This is a genomic window from Micromonospora reichwaldensis, assembly GCF_031845925.1.
Taxonomy (GTDB): domain Bacteria; phylum Actinomycetota; class Actinomycetes; order Mycobacteriales; family Micromonosporaceae; genus Micromonospora; species Micromonospora reichwaldensis.
The window spans coordinates 1-20,628 of sequence record NZ_JAVRFL010000001.1; the positions used below are offsets into that span (position 1 = coordinate 1).

Below are 20,628 nucleotides of genomic sequence, written 5' to 3' on the forward strand. Positions count from 1 at the left end.
CGGTCGCCCTCTCAGGCCGGCTACCCGTCGTCGCCTTGGTAGGCCATCACCCCACCAACAAGCTGATAGGCCGCGAGCCCATCCCAGGCCGAAAAACTTTCCACCACCAACCATGCGACCGGTGGTCCTATTCGGTATTAGCCCCCGTTTCCGAGGGTTATCCCAAAGCCTAGGGCAGGTTGCTCACGTGTTACTCACCCGTTCGCCGCTCGAGTACCCCGAAGGGCCTTTCCGCTCGACTTGCATGTGTTAAGCACGCCGCCAGCGTTCGTCCTGAGCCAGGATCAAACTCTCCAACAAAAACTTGTTGAAAAACTGTCCCGACAACAAAAAGTGTTGCCAAAGGAATCCAAGACCAGCCAAACCGAAGCCTGACCAGTCCGGGGTATAAATCATAATTGGCACTGGCTTATCAAGCACCCTGTTGAGTTCTCAAAGAACAACCACACACCGCCCAGAAACCCCACACCGTGGAGCACCCGACCCGGGGCATTTCGTTCATCATGTCCGCCGCTCTCGCGCCGGGCACTTTTACTACGTTACCTCACCGTCTTCGCCGTGTCAAACCGTTTGTTCCGGTCTGTCGTGCTTCGTACGGGTTGGCTCCGACGAGCGCACGCAGCAGCGAACCGCCACAATGATCATCGGAATTGGCAGACCGGCCGCTCTGCGGTTTCCCGCGAGCTCGCCCGGTGCCCTGCCGGCCGTGAACCTTACCCGGTCGGCTTCGCTGCGCCAAATCCGCCTCGCGGCAGATCCGGTGAGCCCCGCCCGGGGGCCGCGCCGTCAGGATTCGATCCGTCAGACCCGGGCCAGTTCGATTCGGCGCCTCAGGACTTTCGCCCTGTTTGCCCCGTTCCGCGCTGGCAGAGAGAAAGTTACGCGTCTGCGGGTTTGAACGTCAAATCCGGGGGTAGCGTCCCCGGTCACATCATTTCCCGCTCACTATATTGCCTGCTCAGCGCAGGTGCGGCGCTTGACCCCGCAGCCAGGGCACATCGCGGCGCTTCGCCCCCCGCCGCCAGGCACCCCCGCCACGGTCAGCGCTGCCGCCTGTCGAGGGCCCGCACCCGCCGTAGTCACGCCTCATCTGCACACGCCTGCCGGAAGGGTGCCAGCGGAGGTGTCAGTGCGCCAGGAACCGTCGGTATTCCGCGCAACCCTGGAGCGGCCCGGCGGCAGTGAAGTGGCGCGGCGTCTCGCGGAGCGCCCTGGTGTGCGGTGGAACAGCCCGGGTGGCAGTGCACCTCGGCGGCCCGGTGGAGCGCCCGGCGGCAGCGGGCATCGAGGCCGGCGGAGCTGCCCGGTAGTGACTCGAGGCCCGGCGGAGCTACCGATAGTGAATGGACCTCGGGTGCACTGCCGAGCAGCCCCGGTAGCGATGGACGTCGGGGCGCGGTCAAGCGGCGGTGGTGTTCGTCAGGGTGCCTGGCGGTCGGGGCGCCGGCCGGACGCCCGCCAGGCTCGGACGCCGAGCACGCCGACGATGGTGCCGATGAGCAGGGACGCCGCGATCAGCAGGGCGTGGATCCAGAGGAAGCCGGTGGCCGGGAACTCCCCGACCCTGCCGGTGGACCAGGACCGCGGGTCCTTCCAGATGGCGACGGCGAACCTCGGCCAGATCACCCAGGTCCAGATTCCGACCCCGGTGAGGAAGAGCGCCCAGCCGCGCGACAGCACCATGGCTGCCGAGTATGCCAGCGCGAGCTGACGGGCCAGCGGTCGAGGCGCAGGTCAGGGACCGTGCCACGGCCGAGGACCTGCCACCGCCGGCGCCGTGTCGTGCGCTCAGGCCGGGAGCGCCGCGAGCAGGGCGAGCGCGGTGCACCACTTCCGTACGCCGCGCGGCTTGACGGGCAGTGCCTCGGCGGCCGGGAGCTGGTGCGAACCGTAGCCGAACTGGCGGACCGGCCGTCGGCGATTCCCCGTGCACATGGCTCCCGAAAGTCGAAGAGGACGGTGATCAGTGAGCGTTTTCTTGTGCCATTCCGAACCTACGGTGGGCGATTCGGACGGTCCCCGGAAACGGGAGGCCCGCATATGGCGCGAGCCTCCCGAACACACCGGTCAGAAGCAGGTGCCGATGCCGCCGATCGCGGGGTTCGCCCGGTCGTGGTAATGAATCGTGCCGCTCGGGTCGGCCATGAAACCGCCCCAGATGATGCAACTGCCCCTGACGTACGCCCGGGTTGGCCCGGCCGCCCAGAGCTTGTCGCCGTCGTCGGTCTGGGTGGGCAGGTACTGGGCGGCGAGGTAGACCTGGGTGCGGGTCAGCGCCCCCGCGTAGGCGGACTTGACGGTGACCGTGCAGCCGTAGCCGACCATCGGGCTGTGCAGCAGGTACACGGTGCCGAGCCGGACGCCGGTCTCCGCGTGCCGGATCGGGTCCTGATCCAGGACCGTGTATCCGAGCCCGCAGAGCGACTGCGGCGTGACCGGGTTGACGACGGCCGCCTGCGCGGCGGCGCCGGCCCCGGCGACGAGCCCGAGCGCGACGGCGAGCACGACCCCGAGCCGACGAATGGTGCGGTACATCCGTGTCCCCCTTTTCCTCTGCGACAGATGCGTCCCCAGAATGGTCGGCCCGGTCGACGGAACGAATGTGCCGACTGGACACTCCACATACCCGGCGGATGTGCGCGGCCCAATTCCCGTCGCCGCCACCTGCGGCACAGCCGTGCCATCCATCGACGGTCGGCGAATATGACGTACTTCGCACCGAGAAATTTCAGTGGACCGAAAATTGCCGTGTTGTTTCCCGGGAGCGCGGGCGGGGCACTGACTCCGGGACCGGCGCAGACCGTCATCGGAGGTGACCCGTGCAGCCGTCGACGTTCAATCCCTGGACCTGGCGCGACCCGTCCGCCCTCGCCGGCGGGTACTCCGGAGCCAGCCCTGACTCCGCCCCGCCGGACGGGCCGGAGCCCGGCGGCGACGGGCCCGACGCCCCCGGCCCCGGCACCCCGCTCGACCTGGTCGGCTATCGGGTGGAGGCCACCGACGGGCGGATCGGCTCCGTCGACGAGGCCAGCGACGACACCGACGCCCGCTGGCTGGTGGTGGACACCGGACCGTGGATCTTCGGCCGGAAGGTCCTGCTGCCGGCCGGCACGGTGACGCGGGTGGACCACCTGGACCGCACGGTGCACGTGGACCGCACCCGCGAGCAGGTCAAGGAGTCACCGGCCTTCGACCCGGACGCCTACGGCGAGCCCGGCTACCGGGACCGGATCGGCGACTACTACCGGGACAGCTACCGGCAGGGCTGAGCGGGCAGCGCCGGACCCGCTACCGTGGGGGCATGGTCCGGCCGATCAGCTACGCGCCGGAGGTCGTCGACCTGGTCGACGGCCTCCCGCTCGGTGTCGTGACCACCTCTCCGACCCGCTCCGACGACGGCCGCGAGCGGATGATCGACGTACTTCGTGCCGGTGGACTGCGGTTCCGCGACGGCGCGCGATGGCGTTCGGCTCACTGAGCCGACCCTGATCGACCCGGGATGACGTCCCCGGTCGACGCGCGCCCGCGCACACACTCGTCCATCAGGCACGAAAGGCGTACCACCATGTCCGTTGCACGGATGCTCACCGGGGACCGTCCCACCGGGCGGCTGCACCTCGGCCACTACGTCGGCAGCATCGCCAACCGGGTGCGGCTGCACCAGCGCTACGAGAGCTTCTTCATCATCGCCGACCTGCACATGCTCACCACGCGGAACACCCGCGAGGACATCGGGCGGGTCGCGGGCAACGCCCGGGAGATGGTCACCGACATCCTGGCCGCCGGCGTCGACCCGGCGCGGGCCACCTTCTACCTCCAGTCGGCCATCCCGGAGGTCGGCGACCTGAACACCCTCTTCCAGAACCTGGTAACGGTGCCCCGGCTGGAACGCGTGCCCTCGCTCAAGGACATGGCCCGCGACGCCGGCAAGGAGGAGATGCCCTACGGCCTGCTCGGGTACCCGGTGCTCCAGGCCGCCGACATCCTCTGCGTGAAGGGGCAGGTCGTCCCGGTCGGCAAGGACAACGCGGCGCATGTGGAGGTGACGCGGGAGATCGCCCGGCGCTTCAACCACCTCTACGGTGAGGTGTTCCCCGTGCCGGAGACGATCGCGGCGGAGACGCCGACCCTGGTCGGCACGGACGGCCGGGCGAAGATGAGCAAGAGCCTGGGCAACGCCATCGCGCTCTCCGCCGATTCGGCGACGGTGCGCCGGGCGGTGATGGGCATGTACACCGACCCGAACCGGATCCGCGCCGACGTGCCCGGCACCGTCGAGGGGAACCCGGTCTTCGCGTACCACGACATCTTCAACCCCGATCGGGCGCAGGTCGACGACCTCAAGGAGCGCTACCGGGCCGGGCGGGTCGGCGACGTGGAGGTGAAGGAGAAGCTGGCGGTCGCGCTGGACCGGTTCCTGGACCCGATCCGGGAGCGCCGGGCCCGGATCGAGGCCGAGCCCGGGCTCGTCGACCAGTTGATCTTCGAGGGCACGGAACGGACCCGCCACGAGGTGCGGCAGACGCTCGTCGAGGTCCGCCGGGCGATGGGGCTGACGAGCGCGTACACGCAGGTGCGCCGCCGGGCCGAGCGGCACCGCAAGGCCACGGCCACGCCGGCCTGAGCGGTCGTACGACCGGCGACCGGCCCGGAACCGCGGACCTCGTGCGGTTCCGGGCCGACCGGCTGCCCCTCCGTCCGCGCGAGGGTCAGCCGATCGGCGGCACATTCACGGTCCTGCCTGTCGGTACGCTGCGCACATCTTCGCGCAGCCCCCGTCCAGGAGGATTTCTTTGGGCCGCAGTATCCCGGCAGGCGCCCTGGCGACCACCCTCGCCCTCGGCCTGCTGACCGTGCCGGCCGCGCCGGCCACCGCCGACCCCGGCACCGCACCCCGCGAGATCTCCGTCATCCCGCGCAAGGACGCGACGGCGCCCGCCTTCGAGGCGGTGTACTTCGCCGGCCGCACCGGCTTCCTGCACTCGCACAACAAGTCGACCGACTACCTGTGGACCCGTTACGACACCGGCACGACCGTCGTGGTCGGGGACCTGGCGGGCGTCCAGGCGTCGACGCTCAAGCCGGCCGGCGGCGACAGCGTCTCCACCACGGCCCAGGTGCCGGCCAGGCCGGCACCTGGCAAGGTCAGCGTGCTCGACCTCGCCGACCAGAGCTGGCAGCAGTGGGAGATCCCCGCCGACCACGCTCTCTACGGCGTGTACGGCCAACGGATGCTGCTGCGCAAGCCACCGCTCACCGGCATGGACCTGGAGCTGCGCACCTTCGCTGCCGACGGCACCTGGACCACCACGCCGGTGACCGGCATCCCGAGCGATGCCAAGCCCAGCGGGTTGCCGCCGGTCGGCGACGAGAGTTCGGTGGTGGTCGGCTACCTGGCCGACGGTACGCAGCGGACGGGCCTGCTCGACCTCGCCACCTCCACCGTGAAGCGGATCCCGAACGGCGTCCCGTCGGCCTTCTGGCGCCTCTCCGGCGACACCCTTGGCTGGATGTCCAGCAGCGGCCTGTACCACCTCTACTCCCGCAGCGGCCTGACCAGCGGCGCTGACACTTCGGCCCGGCTGGTGACGGTCCCGCAGGACAGTCTCCTCCGGACGGTCGTCGTCGACGGCGGCGTGGTGATCAGCCGGAGTCAGGTCGACGACACGGGCGAGTACTTCCCGGCGACCTACCTGCCGGTGCAGACCACCGCGCCCCGCCCCATGCTGCTGCCGAAGATCTCCTGGGGCCTCCGGGGGCTCGTCCAGGCCCCGGACGGCACGGCCCTGGTCGTCGGCGGTTCGGGCCCCGGTGACTGGGCGGTGCAGCGGATCACGGGGCGACCCGGCCAGACCCCCACGGTCGCGCCGCTGCTCCCGGTGCGGGACCCGGTGGAGAACGCCGGGATCAGCTACCGACGCGGCCTGCTCCGGCACGTCCAGTCCCAGGTGTCGCCGGAGACCGGCGCGACCGAGTACGTCTCCTTCGACCACCCGGTCTTCCCCGACCCCGGAATCACGCCTGGGACCAGGGCGATCCTGCGGGGGACTCCGGTGCCGTGCGCGACGGGTTCGAGCTGCGTACGCCTCGTCGACGGGACCGACCGCGGCGCCGCCTACCTGACGACCGGCACGGTGGACACCGCGGTGACGGTGCACGACGGCAGGGCCGGGTACGACCAGACCACACTGCCCACTCGGAACGGTCGGATCCTCGACGCCGCGGGCCCGTTGCTCCTCGTCGCTGACGGTGTCTCGAACGACCAGCACGTCGTCAACATCATGACGGACCAGGTAATCCGGACCATGCCGAAGACCGGGGCCGCCCTCTGGTTCGACACGTTGTGGACCGCGACGGCCACCGCCGGCCAACTGGCGGCGATCGCCATGTCGGGCGGTAAGACCACGCGCACCGTCTCCACCGGCGCGGACTGCGTGCCGACCGAGGTGCAAACCAGTGCCAACTGGCTCTGGTGGGCCTGCGGCCCCACCGGCCCCGCAGGCGTCCACGACCTGGAGTCGGGCAGGAATCTCCCCGTTCCGTCGGGGCCGGCGCTGCTCGGCGACGGCTTCCTCGTCCGGCACGACGGCGCCACCGCCAGCCTGGTGATGACCGCCTTCCACGACGGCACCCTCCAGACCCCGGTGAAGCTCGCCGACCTGCCCGCCGGCACGCCGGCCGACGGCCGGGACGTCACCTGGACCGTCGACCGGCACGGCTCCGGCGTCGCGTACGTCGACGCCGACCGGGCGGTGCACGTGATCGACGCTGGCGTACCTGGCACCGCACCTCAGATCGGCAGCGTGTGGTCGCAGAGCATGATGAACCCGCGTACTGACACGTACCCGTGGCAGGCGGGTGTGGGGCTGACCCGGCCGCTCTGGACCTGGCAGCTCTCGATCTCCCGCAAATGGACGGGCGAGGTGGTCCACCGCGCCTCCGGTGCGAGGGCCCGGACGCACGTCGACCTGCGGTGGGACGGCCGGCTGCCCTCGGGGCAACCGGCGCTTAACGGGGCGTACACGTGGACGCTGAGCGGCACGCCCACCGATTCCGCCGCGCCCGTCGCGGTCGGCTCCGGCGAGATGATCGTCCGCTGCGGCACCTTCCCCTTCCGCGGCTACGACTGTCTCGGCGGGCCGGGCCTGCTCGGTGTGAAGGCGACCGGTGAGGGGCACTGGTACGGCACGCGCCCCTCGGGGGCCGCTCCCGGCCAGCTCTACAGCAACGGATACAACGAGGACTGGTGCCTCAGCTGCTCCGGCGCCGCCCGCACCTCGGCCCTGGTGCCGTTCGGCGACTTCGACGGCGACGTGTATCCCGACCTGCTCGTACGGGACGGCAACGGCGGAATGAAGGCGTACCGGGGCACCGGCTACCTGGGCTTCGGTGGTGCGCAGACGGTCAGCCTGGGTGCGGGGTGGATGATGTACCGGTCGATCCTGGCCCCGGGCGACGTCGACAACGACGGCCACGACGACATCCTCGGCGTCGACACCGACGGCAAGCTCTGGCTCTACACCACCACCGGCACCGGCGGCATCAACCCCCGCGTCCAGGTCGGCTCCGGCTGGGGAATGTACCCCCGCGTCATCGGCGCCGGTGACCTCAACGGCGACGGCCACGGCGACCTCCTCAGCATCGACACCACCGGCACCATGTACCGGTACTTCAGCAACGGCAACAAGGGCTGGAGCGGCCGGGCGCAGGTTTCCACCGGCTGGAGCGCCTACAACGCGGTCGTCCCGATCGGCGACCTGAACGAGGACACCCGCAACGACGTGGTCTCCCGGGACGCCAACGGCGTCCTGTGGCTGCACGCTGGCCGCGGTGACGGTTCCTTCGCCGCCCCGGTCAGGGCCGGCAGCGGCTGGAACATGTTCAAGATCCTAATCTGATCGACCCCCCACGACCCGCCCCCGGACGCCCCACGGCGTCCGGGGGCGGTAGCGTCGATCGCCTCCACTGTCGTCGATCGGGAAGTCGGTCGCGTGTCGCACATCGAGAAGATCACCGCAGAGCTCCGCGCGCTGACGACCGGCGTCGACAGGGCGCAGGCGCTGGCGTCCGCCGCCGACGACCAGGCGCAGGAGGTTGCCCTGCGCGCCGCCGGCGCCGGCTTCGCCGCCGTGGCGGCGGGCGTGATCCGGGTACGCGACGGCATCTCGGCCGTCCGGGGCAGCCTGGGCAGCCTCGCAGCCACCATCGGCGAGGTCACGAAGGCCACGGCGGCCGTTCCGCAGGAGGCCAGTCCGCACGAGACGATCACCGGCCTGGCACCGGTGCACAACGCGTGCGACGGCATCCGCGACACCGCCGCCGCCACCGCCGCGCAGGTCCGCGAGACACGGCAACTCGTCACCACCGTCCTGCACGGTGGCCAACCCGGCCCGCTCGTGCAGTCCCTGGAGAGCATCACGCAGGTCCTGAGCCTGGTCGCCCAACGCACCGCCAGCGCCCGGCAGGCGGTCGAGACGGCGATCGCCGAGGCCCGACAGCTGGGGTCGGCGGGAAACTGACCGGGGCTGGCGGCAGCACACCGTCCAGCCCCACCGTCACAGCACCCGCCCCAGCGCCTCCCCGGCGGACGACACCGCCACCGCCGACCACGACGCCGGGCACGAGGGCCCCACACCCGGTCTTGCGTGCTGGACCAGGCCCGCCACCGGCTCCCTCGGCGGCGCACCGACCGGGCCACGGACCCGAATCCCGGCGAAGGAGAGACCAACGGAACGCCGCAGCCTGGAACTGGAGAACGAGACCGCCGACAAGATTGCCCGCCAGGGCTACCGGGGTGCTGAACCTCCAGGATTGGCGGGGGGACGTCGCCGCCCTGCAGAAGCAGTTCGACGACTGGCCGGTACCAGCGTTGGAGGAACTGGTGGCGGTCACAAGGGGCGGCACGATCGTCGAAATCGTCCGGCGGAACTGGGGGAAGGCGCCATACATGTCCATCACCTACCGACTGACGCTGGCCGGTGACATCCCGTTGGAGCTCGTGGCCGAACTCGCCGCTCCGGGTGCCACCGAGACACCGACGCCGGCCGGGAACCGCCTGCTCAGTGCCGACCTGGACGAGGAGTGCGGATACGTCGTCAGCGTCACGTCGGGCAGCCACGGGTACTACGGCGCGGAGGATGACGGTGGCGTCCAGTGGGAGTGGGAGCCGGAGACCTACGTCGACATCGGCTTTCACATGCGCAAGGACACGCTGACCGACAAGGGCAGGCCGCACATGCTGCGGACCGTGGGCCGGGTGCTGGCCAGCCGGCCCGAGGACGCGGCGTTGGTGCTCAACGACAACTGGCTGATGCTGACCCGGGTGAACGGCGCGCTCCGCCGGCACAACGAGGCCGACTGGTACGACGAGGCGTACGACAGCTTCCTGCCCCGCTGACCCGCGGATCGCAACGGCCATGTCGGATCCCCCTGGCGCGGGCGCGGCCGTCCTACCATCGGATCGTGGCGAACTTCGATGTCCCGGCAGCGGTCGCGACGATCTGGCAGCGGCAGGCTACCTGGTCACGGGCGTCCGGCGAGGCCAAGCGCGCGATCACCCGTGCGCGGTTGACCATCGCCGCGCTCACCGTGGGGGCCGCGGTGTGCGGCACCCTCGCCAACCAGCTCGGGCACGCCCGTCCCGGTGTGGGGCGGGCGCTCGCGATCGTCGCGGCGGCGGCGCTGCTCGTGGTGCCGGTGGCGGCCCGGTGGTCCTCCCGGGAGGCGGTGCACGCGTGGACCCGGCTCCGCTCGGTCTCGGAGGCGCTGAAGGCGGACACCTACCGCTACCTCGCCGGGGTCGCCCCGTTCGGCGGCGCGGACCGGGACGCCGTCCTGCTCGGCCGGTTCGACGCGCTCATGGACGACGCTGGCGACCTGGTCGGCCGCACCCTGGACGCGCCGCCGGCCGACCGTCCGCTGCCAGCCGTCTCGGACGTGGCCACGTACGTGACGGAACGGTTGCAGCGGCAGGTCGACGGCTACTACCTGCCGGCGGCCCGCCGGATGGCCCGCGCCGCGCGGCGGGTCCGGTACGCGGCGACGGGGCTCACGATCGCCGCCGCCCTGGTCTCCGCGACGGTCGGGGTGCTCGGCGACAACCTCGGCCTCACCGCCTGGATCGGTGTCGCGGCGGCCGTGACCACGGCGCTGGTCGGCTACGGCTCAGCCCAGCAGTACGAGCACCACCAGATCGAGTACGCCCGCACCGCCGACCAGCTGACCCGGCTGCGCACGGTCCGCGAGGCCGGGCTGGGCTGGGCCGACGACGACGCGTTCGTCGCCGAGGCGGAGCGCATCATCTCGCTGTCGAACGAGGGCTGGATGGCGAAGGTGATCGAGCAGGATGGCGCTGCGCAGCCGTGACATCACAGGTTGTGCCATATAGCATCGTCGATAGTCGCCGTTGACCGTCGTCGTGGGCGGTCGTCCGTCCACTCCCGACTCCAAATGGGGGAACCGACGTGGATCGCACCGTACGCCCGCCCGATCCGACCCCGCCGCCACTGGACGACCTCCGGCGCACCCCGCTCGGCCGGATCCCGCTCGACCGGGCCCGCTCCGTCGCCCGCGTGACCAGCCGCAGGGAGGATCGCCCGGCCCGTGTCGACGTCGCGGCCTTCATCTCTGCGATCTGAGCCAGCCGGGCCGGGCGGGCAGCCGACCGGGCAGGTCGCCCCGCTGACGCAGTACGTGCTGAAGCTGGTCAGCCGCTGCGACCTCGCCTGCGACCACTGCTACGTCTACGAACACCCCGACCAGTCCTGGCGGCGCCAGCCCCGGGTCATGGCTCCCGCCACGGTGACGGCCGTCGCGGAGCGGATCGCGGAGCACGCGGCGGCGCACCGGCTCGGCGTCGTACGGGTGGTCCTGCACGGCGGTGAGCCCCTGCTCGCCGGTGCCGCCCGGCTCGGCTCCACCGCCGCCACCCTGCGGCGCGTCATCGGCCCGGTGGCCCGGCTCGACCTGCGGATGCAGACCAACGGTGTGCTGCTCACCCCGGCGACCTGCGACGTGCTGGTCGCTCACGACGTGAAGGTGGGGATCTCGCTCGACGGCGACCGGGCCGCCAACGACCGGCACCGCCGCCACGCCAACGGGTCGAGCAGCCACCGCCAGGTGCTGCGGGCGCTGTCGCTGCTGCGCAGCCCCGCGTACCGCAGCAGCTACGCGGGCATCCTCTGCACCGTCGACCTCGCCAACGATCCGATCCGGGTGTACGAGGCGCTGCTGGCCGAGGAGCCGCCGCACGTCGATTTCCTGCTGCCGCACGCCAACTGGGACAACCCGCCCGCCCGGCCCGACGGCCCCGCCACCCCGTACGCCGACTGGCTGCTGGCCGTCCACCGGCGCTGGCTGGCCGACGGACGCCCGGTGCCGATCCGCCTGCTGGAGTCCCTGCTCTCCACCGCGTCGGGGCACGGCAGCCGCAGCGAGGCGGTCGGGCTCGGCCCGGCCGACCTGGTCGTCGTCGAGACCGACGGCACCTTCGAGCAGGTCGACTCGCTCAAGTCCGCCTTCGACGGCGCCGCGGCCACCGGCCTGGACGTCTTCCGCCACCGGGTGGACGACGCCGCGGCCCACCCGGCGATCGCCGTACGGCAGACCGGTCTCGACGGTCTCTGCGCGACCTGCCGCGCGTGCCCGGTGGTCGGGCACTGCGGCGGCGGGCTCTACGCCCACCGGTACCGCGCCGGAGACGGCTTCGACAACCCGTCCGTCTACTGCCCGGACCTGCTGGAACTCGTCCGGGTGGTGACGGCGGCACCGGTCGCCGACGCACCCGCCCGGCCCACCGACTCGCTCCACCCGCGTGTCCTCGACGACCTGGCGACCGGCGCGGGCACGGCGGGCTCGGCCGCGCAGCTCGCCGCCGTCCACCTGGCGCTGGTGCGCGCCCTGCTGGTCGCGCTCAGCGAGCGGGCCGCGGGCGACCCGGTGGCGGCCGACGGGTGGCGGCTGCTGGTCCACCTGGACGACGCGCACCCCGACGCCGTCCGCGCCGTGCTGGCCCACCCCTTCGTGCGCCGCTGGGCGCGGCGCTGCCGGGACGGGACGGCCGAGCTGTCCTACCTGGCCTGCGTGGCGGCGGCCGCCGCCGTCCGCGCCGGGGTCCGGGCCGACCTGCCCGTTCCGGTGCGCGACGGGGTGGTCGGCCTGCCGACGCTGGGCGCGCTCGCGGTCGGTGCCGAGCGGGGCGTCGTCAGGCTCGTCGTCGACGACGGCGACGTCCGGCTCGCCGGCCGGCGGATCGCCGTCCTCCCAAGCCACGACGGCGCCCCGGCACGGGAGGACGGGCCGGACGGCTGGCTGCCGGTGCGTGCCGTCCGACTCGGCGGTGACCGGCTGCTGTTGGAGGACACCGATCCGCACCGGGACGGCTACGACCTGCCGGTCGAGCCGCGGCTGTCCGGCGCCGCCGCGCTGGGGTGGACGCGACGGCTGGAGGGGGCGGTGCGGCGGATCGACGCCGAGGCCACCAGCTACACGGCGGGGGTCCGCACCCTGCTGCGGGCCGTCGTGCCGCTGCGCGCGGAGCCGACCGGCCGGTTCCGCAGCGCCGCCGCCGGCGCCGCCTTCGGTGCGGTGGCCGTCACGGCCGTACCCGACGACGCCACCCTCGCCGTGCTGCTGGTGCACGAGGTGCAGCACCTCAAGCTCAGCGCGGTGCTGGACGTCTGCGACCTGTTCGACCGCGACGACACCCGGACGCTGCGCGTGCCGTGGCGGGACGACCCGCGCCCGGTGGAGGGCGTGCTGCACGGCGTCTACGCCCATCTGGCGGTCGCCGACGTGTGGCGCCACCGGCCCGGGCCGGCCGCCGGGGGCCACTTCCGCCGCTACCGGGACTGGACCGACGGGGCCCTCGACGCCCTGCTCGACCTCGGCGTCCTGACCGCCGCCGGCGAGCGGTTCGTCGGCGGGATGCGCGCCACGGTGGACACATGGCCGTGACCGCCGGCCCGCTCCGGCGGGCCACGCTGACGGCTGACCTGCGCGCGCTGGGACTGCGGCCGGGGTCCACCGTGCTGGTGCACTGCGCCCTGTCCCGCGTCGGTCGGGTGGCGGGCGGCCCCGCCACGCTGCTGGCCGCCCTGCGGGACGTGCTGGGCGGGTCGGGCACGGTGGTCGTACCGGCACAGACGGCCGGCAACTCCACCACCTCGCGGGCGTTCCGGGCGGCGACCGCCGGCATGGGCGCCGCCGGGGTCGCGGAGGCGGAGGCGGCCATCGTGCCGTTCGACCCGGAGCGCAGCCCCGCCGAGGGCATGGGGGTCTTCGCCGAGCACGTACGCCGGCAGCCGGGGGCGTCCCGGAGCCGCCACCCGCAGACCTCCTTCGCCGCCCTCGGCCCCGACGCGGCCCGGCTGACCGCCGTCCACGACCTCGACTGCCACCTCGGCGAACGCTCGCCCCTCGGCGCGCTCCACGCCGCCGACGCCGTGGTGCTGCTGCTCGGCGTCGACTGGTCGGTCTGCACGGCGTTCCACCTGGCCGAGTACCGGCTGCGCCGCCCGCCGGCCGACCGGGCGTACCGGTGCTACGTGTGCGACGCCGCCGGGCGGCGGGTCCGGCGCGACTTCCGGGCCCCGGACCTGCACGACTCCGACTTCCCGCTGATCGGCCGGGCCCTGACGGACGCCGGGCCGGTGCGCACCGGGCGGGTCGGCGGCGCCGACGCCCGGCTCGTGGGTCTCCGGGTGGCCGTCGACTTCGCCCGAGGGTGGATGGATGAGCACCGCCGGTGACGAACGGGGCAGCGACGGGTTGGCGGCTGTCGATACTGTGGACGGCTGGGAGTCGCTGCACCGGTCGGGAGCGGTAGGTGGCAGAGGAAACGTACGGGGAGGACGAGAGCGCCCCCGTGTTCTTCCTCAGCTACGCCCGCACGAAGAACCGGGTGGCCGCACCCCCGCGCGACACCAACCAGAAGGTCTTCCAGCTCTTCGTCGACCTGTCCGACCACGTCGTCGAGCTGCTCGGCCTCGGCCCGGGACGGACGGCCGGATTCATGGACCGGATGCTCGACGGCGGGCAGGTGTGGACCGAGGATCTGGCCTTCGCCGCCGGCCAGTGCCAGGTCTTCATCCCGTTGATCTCGCCGCAGTACCTGAACAGCGCCTGGTGCGCCAAGGAGTGGGACGCGTTCACCCGGCGGCAGGTCCTGCACCGGCCGGGCGCCGAGCCGTCCGCCGGGGAGACACCGGTCATCCCGGTCAACTGGTCGGTGGTGGACCGTCGACGGCTGCCGGAGGTCGTGTCACGGCGGCAGATGTTCACCCCGACCCGGCTGCCCTCGGACATCGCCCCGCAATACCACGACGAGGGCATCTACGGCCTGTTGAGCCTCGGCAAGAACGGCAAGGACGCCTACGACGCGGTGGTCTGGCGGCTCGCGCAGCGGGTCGCCCGGGCCTACCAGAACCACTGGGTGCGGGCGGAGGTCCCGACGGACGTACGGCAGTTGCGCGAGACGTTCGAGGAGGTCGGACATGACGTGGTCTGACCTCACGGGGGCCCGTGCCGTCGCGCGCCGGGAGACCTACTTCTTCCTCAGCTACGCCCACTCGGTGCCGCTGTCGGCCGCGTCCCGGCCGGACACCGACTACTGGGTGAGCCGGTTCTTCCACGACCTGGCCGCCGCCGTGCGGCGCGGCGCCACGAGGAGCGGCGACCTCGACGCCGGCTTCTTCGACGGTCAGGTCAGCCCCGGGGCCGACCTCAGGCAGACCCTCACCGAGGCGCTCAGCCTCACGCACGTCTTCGTGCCCCTGCACTCGCCGAACTACTTCCGCAACGCGTGGGCGCTGGGCGAGCGCGAGTCGTTCCGCAGCCGGCTCACCCGGCTCGCCCCGGCGCGGGCCGAGCGGCACCTGTTGCCGGTGCTGTGGCTGCCCCTGCCGTCCTGGGGCGACCGGCCCGAGACGACGCAGGCCCTCGACCTGGTCCACGACGCCGACGACCGGGCCGACTACGCCGAGAACGGGCTGCGCGCCCTCTGCAAGCTCAGCGCCTACCGCCGCCAGTACGAGAGCGTCCTCGCGGCGCTGGCGGCACGCATCGTCACGGTGACCGAGACGCAGCCGCTGGCCCGTTCCCGGGCGGCCACGTTGTCCAGCCACCCGGTCACCGACGGCGGCGGCCCGGCGCTGGTGGTCACCACCCTCACCGACCACGCGGGGTGGCGGCCGTACGCCGGGCAGCACGAGCTGGCGGTGGCCGACTACGTCGCCGCGACCGGCGAGCGGCTGGGCCTGCCCACCCGGGTCGTCGACCTGGCGGCGGCCCGCACCCTGGCGCCGGAGAGCCCCACCGTCGTGCTGGTGGACGCCGCGACCGGTGCCGCCGCCGCCCGGGCCGCGCTGGACGGCCTGCCGCGCTGGGTCGTCCCGTTGGTCATCGCAGCCGAACACGAGCGTGGCGAGTCGGCGCCCGAGTCGATCGCCGGTACGTTGCAGGACGCCGGATTCCCCCGGGTGCTGCCGGCACGCGCGATCGACGAGTTCGAGCGTTGCGCGCCGCTGCTGGTGACCGAGGCCCGCAAGCAGTTCCTCCGGCACGGTCCGGTGTACCCGCCCGACGGCCCGGCCGCCCCGAAGCCGACGCTGCGGCCGTCCCGGCCGTCCGACGGCCCGCCGGTCACCGGTCCGGGCCAGCCGCCGACGCGGCCGTTCGACACGACGCGAGGGAAGGACGAGCGATGACGCCATCGCGCGAAGGGCAGGTCGTCACCTTCTACTCCTACAAGGGCGGTACGGGCCGCACCATGGCGCTGGCCAACACCGCGTGGATCCTCGCCGCGAACGGCCAGCGGGTGCTCGTCGCCGACTGGGACCTGGAATCCCCCGGCCTGCACCGGTTCTACGCCCCGTTCCTCGACCCGGAGCAGGTCGCCACCACCGGGGGCGTGATGGACCTGATCCTGGACTACGAGTGGGAGAACGCGCGCCGGCGCGAGGAGGCCGGCGCCGACTCCCGGCCGGGCGACTGGCACCGGGAGTACGCCCGGGTCCACCGCTACGCGTTCTCGGTGGGTTGGGAGTTCCCCGGCGGCGGCAGCCTCGACCTGCTGCTGGCCGGCCGGCACAACCCCGACTACGCCACCAGCGTGACCGGCCTCAACTGGGACAACTTCTACAACCGGCTCGGCGGCGCGCAGTTCTTCGACGCGCTGCGCGAGGACATGAAGCGGCACTACGACTACGCCCTCATCGACAGCCGCACCGGGATCAGCGACGTCGCCGAAATCTGCACCATCCACCTGCCCGACGTCCTGGTCGACTGCTTCACCCTCAGCGACCAGGGCATCGACGGCGCCGCGGCGGTGGCCGCCCGGGTCCGCGACTACGAGGGGCGCCGGGCGCGGCGGGTGCTGCCCGTGCCGATGCGCGTCGACGACGGGGAGAAGAGCAAGCGGGACGCCGGGCGGTCGCTGGCCATGCAGAAGTTCACCGGCCTGCCGGGCGGCATGACCGACAGCGAGCGGCAGGCGTACTGGCTGACCGTCGAGGTGCCCTACCGCGCGTACTACGCCTACGAGGAGACGCTGGCGACGTTCGGCGACGAGCCGGGCGGCCGAACCACGCTGCTGTCCGCGTACGAGACGCTGACCAGCCACATCACCAACGGCAGGATCACCGGTCTGCCCCGGGTGGACGACCAGTTGCGCCGCCGGACGGTGCAGCGCTTCGAGCGCAAGCCGACGGTCGTGGACGAGCTGATCGTGCTGCGGCACGTGCCCGAGGATCAGGTCTGGGCGGAGTGGGCGCAGGCCGTGCTGCACTCGGCCGACCTGCGGGTCGTCACCGCGCCCCTGGACGGGCCGGCGCCCGAGCCGGCGGGCCCGGCCTTCCGGGAGGTCCGGCTGGTCTCCCGGGCCTACCTGGCGGCCCGGCGCGCCCGCCCCGACACCGACGGCGACCGGGGCGCGCCGAGCTGGCTGGCCGTGCACGTCGACGACACCCCGCCGGTGCCGGACGTCCCGGTCGGCAGCTGGGCGGCCGTGCACGACCTCACCGCCGAGGACGCGGCGACCCACCTGCTGAAGCTGGTGGGACGCACGGTGGGCGCGACCGGCCTGCGTCCCGCCCGCTTCCCGGGGGTGCGCGCCACGGTCTTCAACGCGCCGGCCCGCAACGCCCGCTTCACCGGGCGCGAGGACCTGCTGCGCAGGCTCCGGGAGGAGCTGAAGGCGTCGGGCGGGGGCGGCACCCCGGTCGCGCTGCGGGGCGGTCCCGGTCTCGGCAAGACGCAGCTCGCCATCGAGTACGCGCACCGGTTCCGGGGCGCGTACGACATCATCTGGTGGGTGGCCGCCGACCCGCCGCAGTTCGTCGACGTGCTCATGACGGAGCTCAGCGACGAGCTGGGCCTGCCGGCCCAGGCGACCATTCCGGAGACCAACCGCGCCCTGCGGCAGCGGCTGGGCCAGACCGAGCGCCGCCCCGACGGCAGCCCTCCACCGCACTGGCTGCTCATCTTCGACAACGCCGACCAGTACGAGGACGTCCGGCCCTACCTGCCGCAGGGCAACGGCCACGTGCTGGTCACCACCCGCAACCCGGACTGGGGCGACCTGGCGCGTGCGGTGGACGTGGAGGCGTTCGAGCGGGCGGAGAGCGTGGCGCACCTGCGCGCCCGCCTGGGCGAGCACCTGATGAGCGTGGCCGAGGCCGAGCAGGTCGCCGACGCCGTGGAGAACGTGCCGATCTTCGTCGCGACGGTCGGGGCGTGGTTGGCCGACACCCGCACGCCGGTCGACGAGTACCTCGCCGGGCTGCGCCGCACCGGCCTGGAGACGGAGGTCTGGGACCTCCCACTGCAACGGCTGAGGCAGGGCTCCCCGGGGGCGTACCGGCTGCTCCAGCTCGCGTCGGTGCTCGCCCCGGAGATCTCCCTGGAACTGCTCTACGGCGACCAGGTGGCCCAGGTCATCGCCCCGTACGACAAGGTGGTGGCGGCCCGCGTCGCGGACCGGGTGTCCGAACGCGACATCGCGGCGGCGCTGGTGCAGCGGATGAACAAGCTCGCGCTGATCAAGCTCGACCCGCACGCCCACCGGGTGCAGGTGCACCGGCTGTTGCAGAACGCCCTGCGCGCCCGCATGTCCGACGCCGAGCTCATCACGGCCAAGCACGAGGTGCACCAGATCCTCGCCGGGTCGCGACCGCCCGGCGAGGTGTCGGACCCGGCCAACCGGCAGCGCCTGCGGATGCTCTGGCCGCACCTCGACGGGTCCGACGCGATCTCCTGCCGCGACGACGACGTCCGGCAGCTCGTCATCGACCGGATCCGCTACATCTACGTCAACGGCGGCTACGAGCAGGGCGAGCGGTACGCGCGGGAGACCGAGGCCGTCTGGTCGACGCTACTGGCGGAGTTCCCGCCGGACGGGCAGGAGCACCGCAAGCTGCGCGTCCAGCTGCTGCACCTGCGGTTCAACTGGGCCAACCTGCTGCGCAGCCTCGGGCGGTTCGAGGAGGCCCACCGGCTGGACGAGGACACGCTGCGCCAGCAGGAGGAGCTGATCGGCGACAGCCACCCGCACACGCTGATGACCGCCGGCGGCTACGGGGCCGACCTGCGCACCCTGGGCCGCTACCGGGAGGCCCTGGAGCGTGACCTGCGGACGTACGCCGCGTCGGTCGAGGTCTTCGGCGAGGACCACCGGGGAACCCTCATCGCCGCCAACAACCTGGCCGCGTCCTACCGGCTGATGGGCATGTTCGACAAGGCCCTCGACGGCGACCAGGCCACCAACCGTCGGCTGCGGGTCGTCCTCGGCCACGATCACCCGAACACGTTGGCGTCGGCCAACAACCTCGCCCGGGACCTTCGGGAGACGGGCGACTACGAGGGTTCCGTGGCGCTGCTGCGGGAGACGGTGACGGGTTACCGGAACCTCTTCGGCGAGCACTCCCGGGACCTGCTCACCGCGCAGGCCAACCTGGCCGTGTCGCTGCGCAGCACCGGGGAGATCGCCGAGGCGGCCCAACTGCTCGACGAGACCTACCAGCGGCTGCTGGCCACCCAGGGGCCGACCAGCCCGGACACCCTGTTCAGCTGGCTCAGCCGGACGGCGAACCTGATGTTGCAGGGGCAGAGCGCGCAGGCGCTGACGGAGCTGGGCGAGGTGGAGCAGATGTTCGTCCGGCTGTTCGGCGCCGAGCACCCGTACTCGCTGGTCTGCCGGATCAACCTGGGCGTGGCCCTGTGGGACGCCGGCGACACGGGCACCGGCCGGTCGCTCACCGAGACCACGACGCGGGAGGTGTTCGCCGCGCTCGGCGACCGGCACCCGTTCGCCATGGCGGCGGCCAACAACGTCGCGGTCTTCACCATCCTCGCCGGGGAGACGGAGAAGGGACGCGACCGGCTGCGGGCCGTGGTGGAGCAGTTGACCGAGGTGCTCGGGGCCGAGCACCCGGACACGCTGCGCAGCCGGGGCAACCTGGAGACCGCCCAGCAGGCGCTGTCCGGCGGGCGGGTGAGCATCGGACGGATGCGGATCGCCGACCGGCTCGCCAACCGGATCGGGCAGCACCACCCCAGCGTCGTGGTGCTACGCGACGGGCGGTACGTGCGCCGGGTGCTGGACCCGCACCCCTACTGACCGGGTCGGGCGCCGATCAGCAGGTCGGCGCCCAGCGCCGGGTCGGGGTCGACGAGCCAGCGCAGGATGCGCGGCAACTCCTCGACCGCGTCGAAGTGTGCCGCCCCGGGCCGGACCTCCATCTCGGCGCCGGGTATCTGCGCGGCCAGCCAGCGGCCGTGGCTGACCGGGGCGAAGTTGTCGTCGGCGCCGTGCCACAGCCGGACCGGCGTCGCCGCGGTGTCGATCGCCGACAGGTCGAACGCCCAGGGGCGGCGGAACGCCAGCACGTCGTCGATCCACCCGTACGGCCCGGAGCGGAGCGCCTCCGCGTAGGTGTCGGTGATGAGCCGGCGCAGCGCCGGGTCGTTGACGGCCCGGCGGTCCGCCGCGCTCATCTCCGTCCGCAGGTCCGCCAGGAGCAGCCGGGGGTCCGCGGCGGCCCGCTCGGCGCGCTGGCGGATCTCCTCCACCACCGCGGCGGTGTCGGGGCTGCCGACCCCGAACCCGCGCACGTTGCCGGTGTTCATGCCGCCGACCCAGTCCAGCTCGATGGCGTTCCACGGGGCGAGGCTGACCAGCACGGCCACCCGGGTCACCCGGCCGCGCAGCCGGGCGTCGGCCGCGCAGGCGAGGGCGTGCGGGCCGCCGCCGGAGCGGCCGACGACGGCGAACTGCTCCACGCCGAGGTGGTCGGCGATCGCCTCCACGTCGCGGGCGGCGTCGGCGACGTCGCGGTCCTCGCGCCGGTCGGAGTCGCCGTAGCCGGGTCGGTCGTAGGCGATCAGCCGGACGCCCATGCGGTAGAGGACGATGCCGCGTGGCTTCGGGCCACGGCGGCTGCCGGGCGTGCCGTGGAGCAGGAAGACGGGGAAGCCATCGGGCGCGCCGGTCACCTCGTACGCCACGCGTCTGCTGTCCTCGCGTTCGGCGAAGTCGGCCCCTGGCTCGCCGTCTCGGGTCACTCCGTCCTGCCCTTCGGTGCCGCAACCAGCCAATACTCGCAACCCGGCATCGAGTGGAGACGATGTCTTACT

At 72.6% G+C, this 20,628-nt stretch carries 17 protein-coding genes and 1 rRNA gene; 13 read left to right on the forward strand and 5 right to left on the reverse strand.

The window, feature by feature from the left end:
• The 4 genes from RM555_RS00005 to RM555_RS00020 all read right to left on the reverse strand — a co-directional run.
• A 16S ribosomal RNA gene (locus RM555_RS00005) occupies positions 1–300 on the reverse strand; the annotation flags it as partial.
• Between the two features lie 1,119 nt (positions 301–1,419).
• Complete coding sequence (locus RM555_RS00010; protein ID WP_311409810.1) at positions 1,420–1,683, reverse strand: SCO4848 family membrane protein; 264 nt, start codon at positions 1,681–1,683, stop codon at positions 1,420–1,422.
• Between the two features lie 105 nt (positions 1,684–1,788).
• Positions 1,789–1,935, reverse strand: a complete 147-nt coding sequence (locus RM555_RS00015; protein ID WP_311409811.1) for a hypothetical protein — start codon at positions 1,933–1,935, stop codon at positions 1,789–1,791.
• Between the two features lie 132 nt (positions 1,936–2,067).
• On the reverse strand, positions 2,068–2,535 hold the full coding sequence (locus RM555_RS00020; RefSeq protein WP_311409812.1) for a hypothetical protein: 468 nt from the start codon (positions 2,533–2,535) through the stop codon (positions 2,068–2,070).
• 284 nt (positions 2,536–2,819) lie between these two features.
• Here RM555_RS00020 and RM555_RS00025 point away from each other — a divergent pair, with 284 nt between their 5' ends.
• From RM555_RS00025 to fxsT, 13 genes are all read left to right on the forward strand, one after another.
• A complete protein-coding gene (locus RM555_RS00025) occupies positions 2,820–3,269 on the forward strand; it encodes a PRC-barrel domain-containing protein (protein ID WP_311409813.1) in 450 nt (149 codons plus the stop codon).
• A 32-nt stretch (positions 3,270–3,301) separates the two neighbouring features.
• Positions 3,302–3,478: a hypothetical protein gene (locus RM555_RS00030; protein ID WP_311409814.1), complete on the forward strand. Its 177-nt coding sequence runs from the start codon at positions 3,302–3,304 to the stop codon at positions 3,476–3,478.
• 87 nt (positions 3,479–3,565) lie between these two features.
• Positions 3,566–4,624: a tryptophan--tRNA ligase gene (trpS, locus tag RM555_RS00035; RefSeq protein WP_311409815.1), complete on the forward strand. Its 1,059-nt coding sequence runs from the start codon at positions 3,566–3,568 to the stop codon at positions 4,622–4,624.
• A 169-nt stretch (positions 4,625–4,793) separates the two neighbouring features.
• Positions 4,794–7,898: an FG-GAP repeat domain-containing protein gene (locus RM555_RS00040; RefSeq protein ID WP_311409816.1), complete on the forward strand. Its 3,105-nt coding sequence runs from the start codon at positions 4,794–4,796 to the stop codon at positions 7,896–7,898.
• Positions 7,899–7,991: 93 nt separating this feature from the next.
• Positions 7,992–8,519: a DUF6244 family protein gene (locus tag RM555_RS00045; RefSeq protein ID WP_311409817.1), complete on the forward strand. Its 528-nt coding sequence runs from the start codon at positions 7,992–7,994 to the stop codon at positions 8,517–8,519.
• Positions 8,520–8,947: 428 nt separating this feature from the next.
• A complete protein-coding gene (locus RM555_RS00050) occupies positions 8,948–9,397 on the forward strand; it encodes a SitI3 family protein (RefSeq protein ID WP_311410088.1) in 450 nt (149 codons plus the stop codon).
• Positions 9,398–9,462: 65 nt separating this feature from the next.
• Entirely contained in the window at positions 9,463–10,365 is a 903-nt protein-coding gene (locus RM555_RS00055) for a DUF4231 domain-containing protein (protein ID WP_311409818.1), read from the forward strand.
• A 98-nt stretch (positions 10,366–10,463) separates the two neighbouring features.
• Positions 10,464–10,637, forward strand: coding sequence for a hypothetical protein (locus RM555_RS00060; RefSeq protein WP_311409819.1), 174 nt, complete (start codon positions 10,464–10,466; stop codon positions 10,635–10,637).
• Between the two features lie 55 nt (positions 10,638–10,692).
• Positions 10,693–12,954, forward strand: a complete 2,262-nt coding sequence (locus RM555_RS00065) for an FxsB family cyclophane-forming radical SAM/SPASM peptide maturase (RefSeq protein ID WP_311409820.1) — start codon at positions 10,693–10,695, stop codon at positions 12,952–12,954.
• A complete protein-coding gene (locus RM555_RS00070; RefSeq protein WP_311409821.1) occupies positions 12,945–13,748 on the forward strand; it encodes an aminoglycoside N(3)-acetyltransferase in 804 nt (267 codons plus the stop codon). Before RM555_RS00065 ends, RM555_RS00070 begins: the two co-directional genes overlap by 10 nt.
• A 77-nt stretch (positions 13,749–13,825) precedes the next feature.
• Positions 13,826–14,506: a TIR-like protein FxsC gene (locus RM555_RS00075; protein ID WP_311409822.1), complete on the forward strand. Its 681-nt coding sequence runs from the start codon at positions 13,826–13,828 to the stop codon at positions 14,504–14,506.
• Positions 14,493–15,704 carry a TIR-like protein FxsC gene (locus RM555_RS00080; protein WP_311409823.1) on the forward strand — a complete coding sequence of 404 codons (1,212 nt, stop codon included), beginning with the start codon at positions 14,493–14,495 and terminating at the stop codon, positions 15,702–15,704. Before RM555_RS00075 ends, RM555_RS00080 begins: the two co-directional genes overlap by 14 nt.
• Positions 15,701–19,612: an FxSxx-COOH system tetratricopeptide repeat protein gene (fxsT, locus tag RM555_RS00085; protein WP_311409824.1), complete on the forward strand. Its 3,912-nt coding sequence runs from the start codon at positions 15,701–15,703 to the stop codon at positions 19,610–19,612. Before RM555_RS00080 ends, fxsT begins: the two co-directional genes overlap by 4 nt.
• Here fxsT and RM555_RS00090 read toward each other — a convergent pair.
• Positions 19,606–20,556, reverse strand: a complete 951-nt coding sequence (locus RM555_RS00090) for an alpha/beta fold hydrolase (RefSeq protein WP_311409825.1) — start codon at positions 20,554–20,556, stop codon at positions 19,606–19,608. The two genes, fxsT and RM555_RS00090, sit on opposite strands and share 7 nt — an antisense overlap.
• Positions 20,557–20,628: the final 72 nt, after the last annotated feature.